Below are 15843 nucleotides of genomic sequence, written 5' to 3'. Positions count from 1 at the left end.
TCTGCCAGCGAGAGTCCACCGTGACCTGACCTGGATGCAGCAGTAGAATGCTGCGGACATGGAGGGTCATCCTATGGCAAGCATAACGAGCATCGGTATCGAACAACTGCGCCCGCTGCAGGCAACGGTCGGCATGCTGGAAGTCGATGCAAAACGAAAGCGCCTTCTGGCCATGGATGCAAAGTCTTTGAAAGCCTTCCTGAAGAGCGCGCCGATTCCAACCGTCATCGGCAAACGCGAGAGGCACTATGTCATCGACCATCACCATCTCGCGCGTGCGCTGTGGGACGGCGGCATCACGAAGGCATTCGTCGAGGTGGCAGCGGACCTGTCGCAACTGCCGGACGAGAAGTTCTGGGACACCGTGATTGCAAAACGCTGGGTGCATCCCGTCGATGAACGCGGCATCCTGCGCGCCATTTCCGCGATTCCGGACGAGGTCTCCGCGCTGATCGACGACCCGTACCGCAGCCTCGCCGCGTTCGTGCGCGACGCGGGAGGCTATCTGAAAACGCCCGAACCCTTCGCCGAGTTCCAGTGGGCGGATTTTTATCGCACACGCATTCCGATGTGGACCAGCGAGTCGCAGTTCAATGCAGCGGTCGAGCAGTCTGTCCACCTGGCGTGGAGCCCCGACGCCCGAACGCTGCCGGGTTTCAAATCGCGGCGCGTGAAATAGCGCCGGGCTTACCCACGCCGTTTCTTCTTCAACTCGATCGTTTCGAACAACTCATAGTTTTGCGTGGGTGTCTGGTCGGCGCCCGGCGCGTGGTAGTAGTTCATCGTAATCGTCGTCTCGCCACCCGGCTGCCCCGGGTCGTGATCGAATACCGCGATGCCGTAGCCCGTGCCAGTGTCGCGTTGCGCCGACCAGATGGCATCTTCAACGGCGTCCGCGCCGGCACGTACAAAGGTTCCCGCGGCCGTGCCCGCAACCGGACGATTAGGCCGCGTGAAAATGCGCGCCTGCGGCAAGCCGGTACCGGCATCCACCCCGTAGACGTCGAGCGGCGCACTCGTGCCGCCGCCGCCGAGAATCAGGTGAATCGTGCCGTGGCTCGTATCGAACGTCGACGCCCCCGACGACACCGCCGACATCACCGGCCGCGGCTGCAAGGTATCGACCACGCGCCCCGTGGCGATATCGGTGCCCTTGTTGTGATTGCAACCGCGCACGGGATAGCTGCGCTCGTAATCGTGGTCATGCCCGCACAGCACCAGATCGACGCCGTAGCGGTCGAACAGCGGCAACCACGCCTCGCGAATGCCCTTGTCGGAACCGTTGCCGGTCTTCGATGAACTCAGCGCGTCCTGATGCATCTGCACGACGATCCAGTCGACTTCGTGGTCTTCCGCCGCCCGGCGCAATGTCCTCTCGAGCCAGCGGGTTTGTTCCCCTTCGCTATAGCCACGCACATAGAGCGAGGTGCCCGGCTGAATCGGCGGATTGCCGGTGCTCGCCACCGGCACCAGCGGGCTCGGGCCGGCAACGAACGCGGCCGCATCCTGATAGACCACGTCGTCGGCATCGAGCGAAATGAAGAGCACCGAGCTCACACGAAAGCTGTACCAGCGCCCCTGAAAACGCGTGTGATTTTCCGGCAGCGTATAGCGCGACAGATACGAGGCGAGGCCTTGCTCGCCGTTGTTGAATTCGAGTTCGTGATTGCCCGGACAAGGCATCCACGGCCGGTTCGACGCCGAAGTCTGGCAGTTGTTGCCGAAATCGCGCCATACGTCCGGCTGATGCGCCGGGTTCAGATTGGCGTAGCAAAGATCGCCGTTGAGCAGGTGGAACAGCGGCTCGAATCGCTCGACGGCCTGAACCGCGAAACGGCTCTGCGGCGACGACAGGACCCAGCCGGTATTGGGCGTCGCGAGGTCGCCGTAGCTGGTCCAGCGGAACGGCGCACGGCCGCGCGGCGCGGTGCGAAAGCTTGCCGTGAAGGGTTGAGCCGCGTTGCTGTCGTTGTCGGCGCTCACCTCGTACTGATAGGTCGTGTCGGGCCTCAGGTCGCGCAGACGCGCGTGATAAGTGAACACGACCTCGCCGTTGATGCCATCGGTATAGGTGCTCTGGACACCGTGCACCGTCCGCGCCGTCTCGCCCGCGCCGTTCAGGCGCACCCGCGGGTTGACCGCCGGTGCCGGCGACGACCACGACACGGTCACCTCGCTCGTCGGGTCGTTGCCCCAGGTCAGGTGAATCTGCTCCGGCGTGCCGTCGGGCGCACCGTTGGCGCCGCGCGCCGTCAACGCGAGCGTGCCCGCGGCCGTCGCGAAACTGGATGCGCCCGCCAACTTCAGAAACCCACGGCGCGAGACGACGCTGGCGCCCTGATCGGTCGGCAAGTCCTTGACGATTTTCTTGTTTGTCATGTCGGGTGTTGTTTTAGGGGGGTGGAATGTCGCCCATGCGGAAGCGGACGGCGGCCAGTTGGCGCGCGGTGCGATGCAGGCCGCGCGTGCCGGGCCGCACCAGGGCACGACGGAAGTGACAGCGCATCCTAGTCGCGAAGCTATGACAGCCAGATGAAACGGGCATCCAGAACAAGCTGGCAAAAGCCTTCCATGCGCGCTGAAAACCGGCACGGCGCCGCATATTCAGGCATTGCGAGCGGCCTGCCGGACACGCCGAAATACCACGCCCGGCAGCCCGATTCATTAAGGGTCTGCATCCCCCACCCCTGCGGCGTGTAAACTGCTGACTTTTTTGACTCTGGTGGTATGGTGCAAGTCCCCCAGCGCACAGCTTTCAGCGGCCCGGCGCTCATACGCTTACTTGCCAGCCTGACGGACGTCGACGTTCCCGAATCCAGCCAGTCGCTGTCGGACCGGCTGAGCCAGTGGCTCGGCTGGACCGACGCGATCGCGTTGTCCTCGGCGCTAACCAACAACCCGCCGGCCGTCGGCGGCGGCGCGCGCGCCTTCGGCGACGCTGAAGAGAGCGAGTGCGCCCGCGCACGCGCATCGTTGGCGGACGCCATCGTCGGCGATAGTGTGTTTGCCGCCGCGCGGCGTCGCGGTTCCGCGGCGCACGCGCCGGCACAAGGCGGCTCCGACGATGCGCCGGTCGACTACGCGGTGTTCCGGCAACGCTACCTCTCCATGCAGCAGACGATGGAAACGGGGGTCGGCAACCTGCGCGGCCGCCTGCGGGCCATGCTGGCCGCCAAAACGCCGGCCATGGCCCGGCTTGCGGTGGTAGATGCCGTGATGGAGCGCGCGCTCAGCGAGCGCGAGCGGAGCCTGCTGGCCGCCGTGCCGGGCTTGCTCGCCGGGCACTTCCAGCGTTTGCGCGAGGCGGAGCAGCACATGCTGGCCGACGCCGAAGCCCCGGCGGACGACGCAGCGGCCCCAGTGGCCACGGCGGCCGCCCCCGCCGTCACGCCCGGCACCTGGCTGGACACGTTCCGCAAGGATATGCAGAGCGTGTTGCTGGCCGAACTGGATGTTCGTTTACAACCGGTCGAAGGGTTGCTCGCAGCCCTTCGCACCCGCTAACTGGGACACTATGTCCAGATATCTCAATCTCGTTGTTTTTCTGGTAGGTCTGGCCGCGGTGTGCTGGATCGGTGGCGGCTACGTCGGCTCGAACGCCCTCGCCCTGGCTGTCACGATGTTGATCGGCGTTTGCTATCTGGCGGGCGCGCTCGAACTGCGGCGCTACGGCCAGGCCACGGCCACGCTGACGCAGGCGGTCGCGGGTCTGTCCGCGCCGCCACCAAGCCTCGGCAGCTGGCTCGAACCGCTGCATCCCAGCCTGCGCAATGCGGTGCGCCTGCGCGTCGAGGGTGAGCGCGTCGCCATGCCGGGCCCGGCGCTGACGCCTTATCTGGTTGGCCTGCTCGTGTTGCTGGGCATGCTCGGCACGCTCCTCGGCATGGTTGCGACCCTGCGAGGCACCGGCATCGCGCTGGAAAGCGCGACGGACCTGCAAGCAATCCGCGATTCGCTCGCCGCGCCGGTCAAGGGGCTGGGCTTCGCGTTCGGCACCTCGATTGCGGGCGTGGCCACCTCCGCGATGCTGGGGCTGCTTTCGGCGCTGAGCCGGCGCGAGCGGATTCAGGCGGCGCAAATGCTCGACGTGAAGATCGCAACGACTTTGCGCATCTACTCGCAGAGCCATCAGCGCGAAGCAAGCTTCAGGCTGTTGCAGCAACAGGCCGAGGTGATGCCGACCCTCGTCGACCGTCTGCAGGCGATGATGGCCGCCATCGAGCAGCAAAGCCACACATTGAACGAGCGGCAGATCGCCAGCCAGGCCACCTTCCACGATAAGGCCGAGGCAGCCTATACGCGCCTTGCCGCCTCTGTGGAGCAGTCGTTGAAGGAGAGCGTCGCCGAAAGCACCCGCGCCGCCAGCGCGGCGTTGCAGCCGGTCATGACGGCCACGATGGCCGGTCTCGCGCGCGAAAGCGCCGCGCTGCACGACACCGTTACGCACGCCGTGCAACGGCAACTGGACGGACTCTCGGCCGGGTTCGAGACCACCGCGAGCAACGTCACGGACATCTGGAACAAAGCCCTGGAGAAGCAGCAGCAATCGGGCGCGGCGCTCACCGAGCATCTGGGCGCGTCTCTCAATCGATTCACCGAGACCTTCGAGCAGCGCTCGGCCGGCCTGTTGGATGGCATCTCCGCGCGGCTCGACGCAACGGCCGGCAGCGTGACGGCGGCATGGAACGAAGCGCTGTCGCGGCAGGAGCAGGTCAGCGAGAAGCTGGCGGACCGCAATCAGCAAGCGCTGGCGGCGGCCGCAGCGACCTTCGAGCAGCATTCGGCATCGCTGTTGCGCGCGGTGGGGCAATCGCATACCGATTTGCAGACGGAATTGGCCTCGCGAGACCAGCAGCGTCTGGCGAGCTGGACCGAGACGCTTGGGTCGATGGCGAAGTCTTTGAGCGAGGAATGGGAGCAGGCCGGTACGCGCAGCGCGAGCCGGCAGCAGGAAATCTGCGACGTGCTCGCACAGACCGCACGCGACATCTCGGCCCAGACTCAGGCACACGCAAGCAGCACCATCGCCGAAATCGACCGACTCGTACAAGCGGCGGCGCAAGCTCCAAAGGCCGCAGCGGATTTGCAGGCGGAACTCGCCGCGCGCGATCAACAGCGACTGGCGGCGTGGACCGAGACGCTCGGTTCCATGGCCGCGACATTGAGCCAGGAATGGGAGCAAGTCGGCGCGCGCACTGCGAGCCGCCAGCAGGAGATCTGCGACACGCTCGCACAAACCGCGCGCGACATCTCGGCCCAGACCCAGGCACACGCCAGCAGCACGATCGCCGAGATCGACCGACTCGTGCAAGCCGCGGCGCAAGCTCCAAAGGCAGCGGCGGATTTGCAGGCGGAACTCGCCGCGCGCGATCAACAGCGACTGGCGGCATGGACAGAAACGCTCGGTTCCATGGCCGCGACGTTGAGCCAGGAATGGGAGCAGGTCGGCGCGCGCACTGCGAGCCGCCAGCAGGAGATCTGCGACACGCTCGCACAAACCGCGCGCGACATCTCGGCCCAGACCCAGGCACACGCCAGCAGCACGATCGCGGAGATCGGCCAACTCGTGCAGGCCGCATCGGAAGCGCCCAAGGCCGCGGCGGAAGTCGTCGCCGAATTGCGTCAGAAACTCTCCGACAGCATGGTGCGCGACACCGCGATGCTGGAAGAGCGCAGCCGCATGCTGGCCACGCTGGAAACCCTGCTCGATGCCGTGAACCACGCGTCCACCGAACAGCGTTCGGCCGTCGACGCGCTGATCACCACGTCGGCGGATCTGCTGGATCGCGTCGGTACGCGTTTCACCGACAAGGTCGAACTCGAAACCGGCAAGCTGGGCGCGATTGCCGCGCAGGTGACCGGCAGCGCGGTCGAAGTGGCGAGCCTCGGCGAAGCATTCGGCGCGGCCGTGAAGTTGTTCGGCGAATCGAACAGCACGCTGATCGAGCATCTGCAACGTATCGAAGCGGCGCTCGACAAGTCCCTCGCGCGCAGTGACGAGCAGTTGGCCTATTACGTGGCGCAGGCGAGAGAAGTGATCGACCTGAGCATGATGTCGCAGAAGCAGATCGTCGAAGACCTGCAGCACCTCGCGGGCAAGCGCGCGCCGGTTGGAGCTGAAACGGCATGAGCGAGGAAATCGACGGCGGCGTGGAAACGGCGGCGCCCATCTGGCCTGTCTTCGGCGACCTGATGTCGGTGCTGCTGGGCGCTTTCGTGCTGATTCTGGTGAGCGTGATCGGCGTGCAACTGGAACTCTCGACCCGGCTGGAGCAGGAGGTCAAGCAGCGGCAGATGGAAACGCAGCGCCGCAAGACCCTGGAACAGGCACTGGCAGGACCGCTGGCTGCGGGCCGGGTAACGCTGGTCAACGGCCGCATCGGCATCAACGGCAACGTGCTGTTCGCGCTCAACTCCGATCAGTTGCAGCCCGAAGGCCGCGACGTGCTGAAGAGTCTGGCGGGGCCCTTGTCCGCCTACCTGCGGGCCAATGACCAGATCCTGATGGTGAGCGGCTTTACCGACGACCGGCAGGTGCGCGAGGCCAACCGCCGCTTTGCCGACAACTGGGAACTGTCGGCCCAGCGCGCGTTGACGGTGACCCGTGCGCTGATCGACGAGGGCGTGCCCTCCTCGGCCGTATTTGCAGCCGCGTTCGGCTCCCAGCAGCCCGTCAGTTCAAATGCCGACGACCAGGGCCGGGCCAAAAACCGGCGCGTGGAAATCGCACCGGTTCCGCGGCCCTCGAGCGCAACGGTGAAGCCACGTGAGTAATGTGACTCGTGCGGACGGTAGCGCTAGCGATGTGACTGGCAGCGCCCGGGCTACGCTCGATGCATGGCGTGAGTGCGGCGCCGATCGGCTGAACCCGATCCGCTTTCATTTCATCGAGGCGCTGGAGCGGCGGGCCGCCGCCCACTGCGGCGAGGCGCGGCGTCTGCTGGACCAGCGGCTGTCCGGATTGATCGCCGCCTATGCCGGGGATCTCGAACGCACGGCATCTAACGCTGCCGAGACTGCTGCCCACCCAGGCGGCGCGGCATCCTCCGCTGAACCCGCGCTCGACACGCTGGCCGGCCTGATCGGCTACATGTCGAACCCTAGGTCGGCGGACGGCAACGGCCCGGCGGCGGCCAACGCCATGCCCCGGCGTCCCGCTTATCCCGAACTGGAGGTGCTCGACTACTTCAGGCATACGTGGTCGAAGCTCCGCGCCGAGAAACAGTTGCGGCAGTCGCTCAGAAAAGCGCCGGATAACGCCGGGCCGCTCAATTCGAGCAGCCTCGTGCATCGGTCGCTCTCGTTGATGCGCGAACTGTCGCCGGGCTATCTCCAGCAGTTCCTGTCGTACGTTGACGCCCTCTCGTGGATGGAGCAGATGAACGGCGGCAGCGCGTTGCCGGTGAAAGACACGCCGCGCGCCACGACCGCCAAGAAGAGTGCGCGGAGCAAATCCCGTTAGCGCGAGATCAGAGGCCGCCTCGCCGATCGGCTCTGTGTGCGTTGACGACGAACCGGCGGCGCCAGCAGCATTTATGCAGCCGTGCGCCAGGCCCTGATCCTGCGGTTCAGCGGCTCGGAATAAAGCCTGGCAATGCCCGCGCTCAATGCGGCCGACAGCACAAAAAATCCCGCCAATAGCAGCAGCTTTACGTCGCCAGTCACAACACGCGGCGGCCACAGTGTTCGCATTGCGCCAAGCACGATCAGGTGGAAAAGGTATAGCTCGTAGCTAAGCCGCCCGAACCACTCGAAACCCAGCAGAACCCGGCCGACGCCAACGGCAGGCATAGCCGCCCGGCATTCGACGTAATCAGATAACCCGAGATGACGAAGAACATCGTCACTCCGTAGTTACCGTTTCGGGCGACCGCCCGCACCGCATCCCAGCCGAATACCTGTGCCAGAAACGTGTCGTTCAGACGGTACGCAATGTTGAAGTGATGGAACAGGACAAGCAGAATCGAGACGCCGCGGATCATGTCGATCCGGGCGTTGCGCCGGCCAATGCTCATCATGCACGAGCCGCCGTCCACCTCACGAACACGGCGCCGACTTCTCGCAGGACAGCCTCGCGAGCGGGCATGCCAAGCGCGGGAGCATCGTAATAGGCTGCGATCAGAAGTGGCGCGCGTCCTGGTGGGCGCACGATGGCGTAGTCGTTGGTTTGTTCTTCCACGCTCGTTCCAGGTCGGTCAGCCGCTACCCAGTCCGCTGGCAACGCCGCGCGGAGCCGGTTCAGACCCGGCTTGCAGGCAATCATCCACTTTTCAAGTTGCGCACGCGATTGAGGGCTCAGCACATTGCCCAAAAGAATCTTGCTCGCCGAGTTCGCGATCGATCGTGGCGTCGTGGTATCGAGCACGCCGCTGTACCGGTTCGACTCGGGCTCGTACCGATCGGAACGCGTCACGGTATCTCCAAGACCGCGAACGAATTGGGTCAGACCGGCGGGACCGCCGGCGCTTCTCATCAACAGCACGGCCGCCGTATTGTCGCTAACTTCAACGATAGCCTGGCACAATGCGCCGACCGGCATCGCACCTTCAGCGACGTGCGCCTTCGTCACAGGAGACGTAAAGACAAGGTCCTTCTCGGTGTACCGCACAAGGCGGCCAGGATCTTCCTTGCCGGCATCCACGCGGGCCAGCACCTGCGCGGCAAGCAGTCCCTTGAAGGTGCTGCACATCAGAAAGCGTTCGTCGGCGCGATGAGCCAGGGTTCGGCCTGAACCGGTATCGATCGCGAACACACCGAGGCGTCCGCCATGGCGGCGCTCGACATCGGCTAACGAAACCTCATTGGCGGCGCGTGCGGCCGTCGCGCCGAGACCGAGTAGTAGAGGCAATCCGAACGTCAAGCTCCTGCGGGTTGCGGAAATACTCACCGAATCGTCCTTTTATTCGAGTTTTGACTTCTTCTTCGGAATGCAACGGCTCCACCCTTGTTTGTGCCTTGGCGGCGGAATGCGCTGTACTGGATTCACACAAAAAAACGGGCCAGTCCCGCGAAGGACTGGCCCGCTCACCGCATTCCATCACGTCTGAGGATTCGTATCGTCGGTGGCTTGAGCATTGGCGGCGTCGTCCTGCTTCTCGCCGTCTTTCTTCTCGACCAACCCCTCCAATGCACCGGCACCTTCAAAGCCGGCCACCGCTGCAATACCTTTCGTTAGCAGACCTGCATCCGGATCGACTTTTTCCGCTGCTTCAACGGCTGCTACTGCGCCAGCGATCTTGCCTACTTCGTCCAAGAGTCCCATTTCGCTCTCCGCGAGAAAAAGTGAAATGCCATCCTCTCACGAACTCGACGCGTTGTCGCCAAATGTAAAATTGATTTACCAGTTAGCCCAGAAGTCGAAATGGCATTGAAAGAAATGTCGAATCCACAGGCTTAAATCGGCTTCGTTACCGGCGCGGTGGCAGCCGGATCCGTGATGCTGATTTGCCCCGTTTCGACGTGACCCGCAATGCGCCTCAACCAGCCTGGATTGCCAGCAACAGTCAATTGAAAGTCATACCACTGGCTGCTGCACGACAGGTCCCAATGCGCTTCCACGCTCTTGCCCGCCGGCACCGTCACCGTGAGCGGCGCCTGACCATACGCGACGTCGGTCGCGGTGACCGTGAGCGGCGTAGTCCCCGCGTTTGACACCGTGACATAGACGTTGCCGTTGGCCACGTCGTAACAGGTCACGACATCCGGCTTGGCGGCTGCGTCCGCGCTCGACGAACCCGCGAAGCGCCGGAAGTATCCGTTCGGACCGTAGACGTTGACCATGTAATTGCCATTCGTGTCGAACGCCCACGTATCGGTCAATTGCTTGCCGGCTTCGACGGTGTAGCGACGCGGCATCGCGGTGGGATCGCCCGTGTACACCCAGAAATGCGCGCCCTGCTTACCGGTGTTCGCGAACGTCAGCGCATAGCCTTGCGACTGCACCTGGCCGTTCACATGCAGCTCGTACGGCAACGCACGCGCGGGCCGCGTGCCGGGCTCCTGCGCGGTTACCAGTTGCTGCGCGGTACTGGCCGGCGCCGCTTGCGCCGTGGCACGCGCGCATTGCAAATCGGCCTGGGCAACGTAGGTTTGCGTGCTCGGCAGCGACGGCACGGTAGCGTCGGATTTCGAGAAGTCGAGCGCTGCGGTCAGGTCGCCGCAAATCGCACGGCGCCATGGCGAGATGTTGGTTTCCATCACGCCGAAACGCTTTTCGATGAATTGCAGTACCGACGTGTGATCGAATACCTGCGAGCAGACGAAACCACCTTTCGACCACGGCGACACGACGGTCATCGGCACGCGCGGACCGAGACCGTACGGCAGATTGTCGGCGGTATAAGTACCGGCTTGCGTCGCGGTCACGACGTTATGCCGCTCCAGCGAAATGTCGACGGTACTCATACCCGAACCCGGCAACGTGGGTGCTTGCGGCGGCACCACGTGGTCGAAGAACCCGTCGTTCTCGTCGTACATGATGAACAGAACCGTCTTGCTCCACACATCGGGATTCGATGTCAGTGCATCGAGAATCGTCGAGATGTAGTTCGCGCCGTAGAGCGGTGTGAATTTCGGATGTTCCGAATACGCGGCGGGCGGCAGCAGCCATGACACTTGCGGCAATGCATTGGCCTGCACGTCCGCCTTCAACTGCGTCAACGTGCGTGTACTCATACCGCGATTCTGCAGCGACGACCCCGCCGGTGCATTCACGAAGTTCTGGAACGACGCCAGCATGTTCGTGCCGTAGTTGCCGCTGAAATTGTCGAAGCCGGTGCCTTGCTGGTAGATCTGCCACGAGATGCCGGCCGTCTCGAGCCGCTCGGGATAGGTGGTCCAGTTGAAGGGCTGCAGCTTGATCGTGTCGAACTGGTTGTCGATGAAATCGGTGTTGTCGAGCAGCGGGCCGCCACCGGTGGCGAGCGGGTCGACCATCCCCGTCATCAGATACATGCGGTTCGGGTGCGTGTTGCCGGGGATCGAACAGAAGTAGTGGTCGCACACGGTGAAGGCATCCGCGAGCGCGTAATGGAACGGAATGTCCTCACGCACGTGATAGCCCATCGTCATGTTGCTCTTCTGCACGGCCCACTTGTCGGCGCGGCCGCTGTCGATCGCACCGTGCGTGGTGGCCCACGTATGCGGCAGGCCGCCGATACATTGTGCGTTGACGTTCGGATTGGTCGTGTCGTAGCGGAACGGCGCGATCACCTTCGTCTGATCCTCCTGACGCGGCTGGAACCACACCGGCTGGCCATTCGGCAGCGTCACGGGGAAGCGGTCGTTATAGCCGCGCACGCCGCTCAGGTGACCGAGATAGTGATCGAACGAGCGGTTCTCCTGCATGAAGACAACAATGTGCTGCACGTCCTGAATCGTCCCCGTCACCGAAGCCGGCTCGATTGCGAGCGCTTTGCGAATCGATTCGGGAAACAGGGTAGTGGCGGCTGTCGCGCCCGCCAGTCCGGCGGACAGCTTCAGAAAATCTCGGCGCGTTTTGGTGACCATGCGATGGACCTGGTTTGAATTGCGGCTCAGGAGGCGGGCGGGACGAAGCCCGGCGGGCAACTCATGCGCGCGTTGGCGACCGTGGCGTTGCCACATGCCGCCTTCGTCGATGCGGCGGGCGTCGACCCGGCCGACGGCAAGCTGTCGCCGCACGCGCCAAGAAGCGTTGTCACGGCAATCGCACCGACGAGCGCAAGAAGCCGGAATGCCGAAGTCGGCATGAGTGTCTCCGTGGAAATGAATGACGGACGCGAGCGCGCGTCGGCAACCGCCGCGCTCATGCGCCAGCAGTGCCGAGAAGATAATTACGCTTTATTACATGCGAGTGTCGTGGCGAAAAACAGGCGGACTACGGATAACCCTTAGCGCCCCGGCGGCTGAGGATTATTCGCCGGATTGGTATCGAACCGGGCAACCTTCTTAATGCCTTCATCACTGACGAGTGCCTGCAATTCGGCTTCCATCGCGTCAGCGATTTCTTTGCCGTATATCTCCTCGCCATTCACATAGACCGTGAACGACTGCAAGTACTTCGCTCGCTTCTGCGGGTTCTCGATTGTCTGCCGGGTCCATTGATAAAGCGGATAGTTTTCCGTTCCGTGCTTTTCCGCTTCGCTGACGTAATCCGCGAAGGCGTCGAACTGACACTTCAAGCTCGCGCTGTGCCGGCGTAGCACTTCATGAAGCGCCGGATGCGAAACAGCCTGCTGGTCGGCGCGCAGATCAGCGGCAAGCTCGGGCGTGACGGTGATTCTTAGCTGGAATTGCCAGGTGAGTTCCATGTCGACCTCGATATCGCGCCAGCAGCACGCGCTAGTGAAAATAAGCCGGCGCTACTGGCCGTCTTGCAGTGGCGACTATAGACCGGTTAATTCGGAATCGACTCGCCAATGCTTCCTGCATGAGTTAATTACGATTTGCTTTCAAATCAAAAGAAAATCAATCTTCAGTCAATTTCTCTCAGGACTTGCCGATAACACGTGGACCTGCCTTTGCATAAACGCCGAGGCGGGAGGCCACCTCATTCAGACCATAACCAAAGAGGCATTTAGAAGCCCATGTTTGCTTTGCGAAGGATTCTCCTCGTCATTCCGATTGCCACGCTCGCCGCGTGCTCGGTTGTCGCGCCGCCCTATTCGGCTTCTGTCGACAATATCCAGACACTCAAGAACGCAGCGCCTCTGGCAACGCGTCTCGGCACGTTCACCAACGATAAAGCCGACGGCGATCATTCGTCCGTGCAGTTGCGTGCGAACCGTATGACTTCGCCGGTTGGCGATTCGTTTGCGCAATACCTTTCTGGCGCCTTGCAGCAGGAACTGTCCATCGCCCGCGCGTTATCGCCCGATGCCAAGGTCGAACTGAGCGGCGTGCTGCTGAAGAATAACGTCGACGCCAACATCGGCACGGCCACCGGCACGATTTCCGCTCGCTTCATCGTCAAGCGCGGCGACGAAGTGCGATACGACAGCGTGAAAACCGCAACGACGCAATGGGACTCGGCATTCGCAGCCGCGATCGCGATTCCGCGGGCGACCCAGGAATATCCGCTGATCGTCCAGAAACTGCTCGCGTCGCTCTACGCGGATCCCGCGTTCATGCAAGCCATCCAGTAACCCTCCTTTTCTCACAGAGCAGAAATCATCATGAAGCTGATGCACCTTATTCGCAGTATCGCGGTCACCGGCGCAATCGCGTCGCTCGCAGGTTGCGCACACGACATCACCATCTCCGGCGACCCGGCTGCACTCACGGCGGCCACCACCGCGGCCACGGCACCGGCGAGCGCGCAAACGACGCCGATCAACAAGACGGTCGGGCTTGTGATTACCGACGAACTGCGCACCAAGGAAGTCGTTACGCCGGGCGGCGGTGGCGACAAGGTAGCCTACAAACCGTATCGCGATCTGGAACTGCCGATCTATGTCGAACTGAGCCAGGTGTTCAGCAATGTGGTGAAGCTGAATGCCGCGCCAGATCAGGCAACGGTCCAGTCAAAAAATCTGAGCTACGTGGTCACGCCGACCATCTCGACGACGTCCTCGTCGCCTAGCCTTCTGACCTGGCCGCCGACCGATTTTTCGGTGACGCTCGTGTGTACCGTGACCGATCCGAGCGGCAAGCTCGTGACGAAAAAGGAAGTGACGGGCAACGGTCACGCGGAGTTCAGCGAATTCAAGCGCAACTTCGGTCTCGCCGCGCAACGCGCGACGACTGACGCCGTGCAGAAGCTGCAAGCCGCCATGCAGGACACGCCGGAACTGCGTCAGTAAAAGCAGTCCGCGATGATCGGCGCCCGCTGCATTCGGCGGGCGCATCGTTTCGTTCAGAAGAGTTGCTCGCCAGCTTCAAGCCAATCACACCTTATCCGCGGAATGCGCGGCCAGCTTTTTTTCAAGCTGCGGGATCTCCTCACCCCGAACCGATTTGCCGAGAAGAAAACCCTGAGCATGCGTGCATCCGCAAACCCGCACAAAATTCAGCTGTTCCTGCGTCTCGATGCCTTCCGCCGTGGTCGGCATGCCGATTTCCCGTGCCAAGGCCACGATCCCGCGAACCACAGCAGCGGATTCGCGGCGATGTACGGACTCCTTGACGAACGAACTGTCGATCTTGAGCTTGTCGAATGAGAAGCGCACGAGTGTCGACATGGTTGAAAAACCCGTGCCGAAATCGTCGAGCGCGAGGCCGATTCCCAACGCACGCAGCTTCTCGACATTTTGCCGGGTGACGCTATCGTCGCTCAACAACACCGTTTCCGTGACTTCGATATTCAGACGTGCCGGCGGCAATCCCGTCTTGCCAAGAATCGCGGCGACTGTCGACGCAAACGACTCCTCCCGCAACTGCACCGGCGAAACATTCACCGCGACGCTCACCGCATCACGCCAGTTGGCCGCTTCCGTGCAGGATTGCAGCAAAGCCCACTCGCCGAGTGCAAGGATGAGGCCGGTACGTTCGGCAGTAGGAATGAAGGCTGAGGGAGAAAGCTCGCCGCGAGTCGGATGGGTCCAGCGCAGCAGCGCCTCGCGGCCGGAAATCGTGTCGTCGCTGAGATCGACAATCGGCTGGTACTCCATGCGCAGATCGCGATAAGACTGCATCGCGCCTTCCAGATCGCTGCGCAGCAAGCTCAAACTTTCGTCGGAGGCGTGTCTGACCGCATCGAAGATCGCGAAGGCGCTCTTGCCGCTGCGCTTGACAGCGTACAACGCGCGGTCCGCGCAGATAAGCAATTGCGGCCCGGTGGTTGCGTGCTCCGGATAGAGCGAGACGCCCACGCTGCCGCCGATGTGCACCAATGCCTCGGTCAGTGCGAAAGGACGTGCGAGTGTTTTGACGATGCGATCCGCCAGCAAATCGACGTCGCGGGTCGATGCCGTGCCGTCGGTAATGGCGACAAACTCGTCGCCCGCCTGGCGTCCGACCAGGCCGCCGGCCGTCAGCACTTCGCGCAATCGAATCGCGGCCTCCTGAAGGATCTGATCGCCGGCGGCGTGGCCCAGGCTGTCATTGATCGCCTTGAAGCCGTCGAGGTCGATCAGCAGGACCGCGAATCGATAGTCCTCCCGCAACGAGCCTGCCGCGGTGCGCTCCAACAGAAGCTCGTTAATGCGCGCACGGTTGGGCAGGCCGGTGAGGCTGTCATGATGGGCGAGCCGGTGACTGCTTTCGCGAGCCAGCAGCAGCGCAACGATGTCGCGATTGCTGCGCAACGCCACGGTGAAGAAACCCGCCGCGCAAAACGGCGCCTGGAACAGCAGCACGAGCTTGCCGGAGCCGGGAGAAAGGGCCGCCCCGCAAGCCAATAGCCCGAGAATGAACGAAATCTGCAGAAGCACGAGCCGGGGCGTGCCCGCGTTGCGTCCGGCCAGTCCGCCGATCACACCCACCGCGCAAACGTTGCCGAGCAGGAAAAGCGTCTGGTCGCCGCTGGTATTGCACAGAAACGTGCCAAAGCCGAATACGGCTGCCCAGAGAATACTCGCGAGGAGAAAGGCTGAGGTAGGAGTCGGAAGGTTGCGGGCGCTGCGCCGGTGGCACAGCCAGATCAGCATGAGACGCGCAATCAGCAACGCGACCACGGCGCAGCCCCACGCCGCGTAAAGGGCCGTTGGGTACAGGTAGTAGGCGGTCGCGCAAACACTGATTTCGCAAATCGACGCAAATACAATCGACGCGGTTCGAGTGAACAGGTTGGCAAGCAATATTTGCCGATTGTCAGCGCTCAGATTCTGAGCGGAGGACACTACCCATTTGAAAAATGGAGACCTTGGTTCGCTGAAAGCCATGACCTGCGCATTTTTAATGGTTAGTGGAATACTCCGCGCGATT

The 15843-nt window shown here is 62.9% G+C and carries 14 protein-coding genes and 1 pseudogene; 7 read left to right on the top strand and 8 right to left on the bottom strand.

From position 1 onward, the window contains the following. The first annotated feature begins 73 nt into the window (after positions 1-73). On the top strand, positions 74-679 hold the full coding sequence (locus HWX91_RS37490) for a ParB-like protein (protein ID WP_028195326.1): 606 nt from the start codon (positions 74-76) through the stop codon (positions 677-679). Between the two features lie 8 nt (positions 680-687). On the opposite strand, the gene HWX91_RS37485 is transcribed toward HWX91_RS37490, so the two are convergent. Continuing rightward, a complete protein-coding gene (locus tag HWX91_RS37485) occupies positions 688-2379 on the bottom strand; it encodes a purple acid phosphatase family protein (RefSeq protein WP_028195327.1) in 1692 nt (563 codons plus the stop codon). A 348-nt stretch (positions 2380-2727) separates the two neighbouring features. On the opposite strand from HWX91_RS37485, the gene HWX91_RS37480 reads away from it, so the two are divergent. Genes HWX91_RS37480 through HWX91_RS37465 form a run of 4 tightly spaced genes read left to right on the top strand, consistent with a single transcriptional unit; the run spans position 2728 to position 7462 of the window. Continuing rightward, positions 2728-3504, top strand: a complete 777-nt coding sequence (locus tag HWX91_RS37480; RefSeq protein WP_028195328.1) for a DUF3348 domain-containing protein — start codon at positions 2728-2730, stop codon at positions 3502-3504. 10 nt (positions 3505-3514) lie between these two features. After that, on the top strand, positions 3515-6130 hold the full coding sequence (locus tag HWX91_RS37475; protein ID WP_028195329.1) for a DUF802 domain-containing protein: 2616 nt from the start codon (positions 3515-3517) through the stop codon (positions 6128-6130). Beyond that, positions 6127-6774, top strand: coding sequence for an OmpA family protein (locus tag HWX91_RS37470; protein ID WP_028195330.1), 648 nt, complete (start codon positions 6127-6129; stop codon positions 6772-6774). Before HWX91_RS37475 ends, HWX91_RS37470 begins: the two co-directional genes overlap by 4 nt. Then, a complete protein-coding gene (locus tag HWX91_RS37465) occupies positions 6767-7462 on the top strand; it encodes a DUF2894 domain-containing protein (RefSeq protein WP_244144187.1) in 696 nt (231 codons plus the stop codon). The genes HWX91_RS37470 and HWX91_RS37465 overlap by 8 nt, the downstream gene beginning before the upstream one ends. Before the next feature lie 331 nt (positions 7463-7793). On the opposite strand, the pseudogene HWX91_RS41430 reads toward HWX91_RS37465, so the two are convergent. The 6 genes and pseudogenes from HWX91_RS41430 to HWX91_RS37435 form a co-directional block, all read right to left on the bottom strand. After that, positions 7794-8015 (bottom strand): annotated as a pseudogene (locus HWX91_RS41430) (acyltransferase family protein); the annotation flags it as partial. Beyond that, a complete protein-coding gene (gene bla / locus HWX91_RS37455) occupies positions 8015-8887 on the bottom strand; it encodes a class A beta-lactamase (RefSeq protein ID WP_028195333.1) in 873 nt (290 codons plus the stop codon). The gene bla and the pseudogene HWX91_RS41430, both read right to left, overlap by 1 nt. A 150-nt stretch (positions 8888-9037) precedes the next feature. Then, on the bottom strand, positions 9038-9262 hold the full coding sequence (locus HWX91_RS37450) for a hypothetical protein (RefSeq protein WP_028195334.1): 225 nt from the start codon (positions 9260-9262) through the stop codon (positions 9038-9040). Positions 9263-9393: 131 nt separating this feature from the next. Further along, a complete protein-coding gene (locus tag HWX91_RS37445; RefSeq protein ID WP_028195335.1) occupies positions 9394-11508 on the bottom strand; it encodes a phosphocholine-specific phospholipase C in 2115 nt (704 codons plus the stop codon). Between the two features lie 26 nt (positions 11509-11534). Then, a complete protein-coding gene (locus tag HWX91_RS37440) occupies positions 11535-11729 on the bottom strand; it encodes a hypothetical protein (protein ID WP_028195336.1) in 195 nt (64 codons plus the stop codon). 141 nt (positions 11730-11870) lie between these two features. Beyond that, a complete protein-coding gene (locus HWX91_RS37435) occupies positions 11871-12290 on the bottom strand; it encodes a hypothetical protein (protein WP_028195337.1) in 420 nt (139 codons plus the stop codon). A 276-nt stretch (positions 12291-12566) separates the two neighbouring features. On the opposite strand from HWX91_RS37435, the gene HWX91_RS37430 reads away from it, so the two are divergent. After that, the gene (locus tag HWX91_RS37430; protein ID WP_028195338.1) at positions 12567-13124 is read left to right on the top strand and encodes a hypothetical protein; all 558 of its coding nucleotides are present in this window, start codon (positions 12567-12569) and stop codon (positions 13122-13124) included. A 30-nt stretch (positions 13125-13154) separates the two neighbouring features. Continuing rightward, positions 13155-13781 (top strand): hypothetical protein, encoded by a 627-nt coding sequence (locus HWX91_RS37425; RefSeq protein ID WP_028195339.1) that lies wholly within the window; start codon positions 13155-13157, stop codon positions 13779-13781. Between the two features lie 84 nt (positions 13782-13865). Here HWX91_RS37425 and HWX91_RS37420 read toward each other — a convergent pair whose 3' ends face one another. Then, positions 13866-15800: a putative bifunctional diguanylate cyclase/phosphodiesterase gene (locus HWX91_RS37420; RefSeq protein WP_028195340.1), complete on the bottom strand. Its 1935-nt coding sequence runs from the start codon at positions 15798-15800 to the stop codon at positions 13866-13868. Positions 15801-15843 lie beyond the last annotated feature (43 nt).

Origin of the sequence: Paraburkholderia fungorum (assembly GCF_902833645.1) — a bacterium.
Classification (GTDB): domain Bacteria; phylum Pseudomonadota; class Gammaproteobacteria; order Burkholderiales; family Burkholderiaceae; genus Paraburkholderia; species Paraburkholderia fungorum.
Note: the sequence above shows the minus strand (reverse complement) of the source record. Positions and strands in the feature narration are given on the sequence as shown.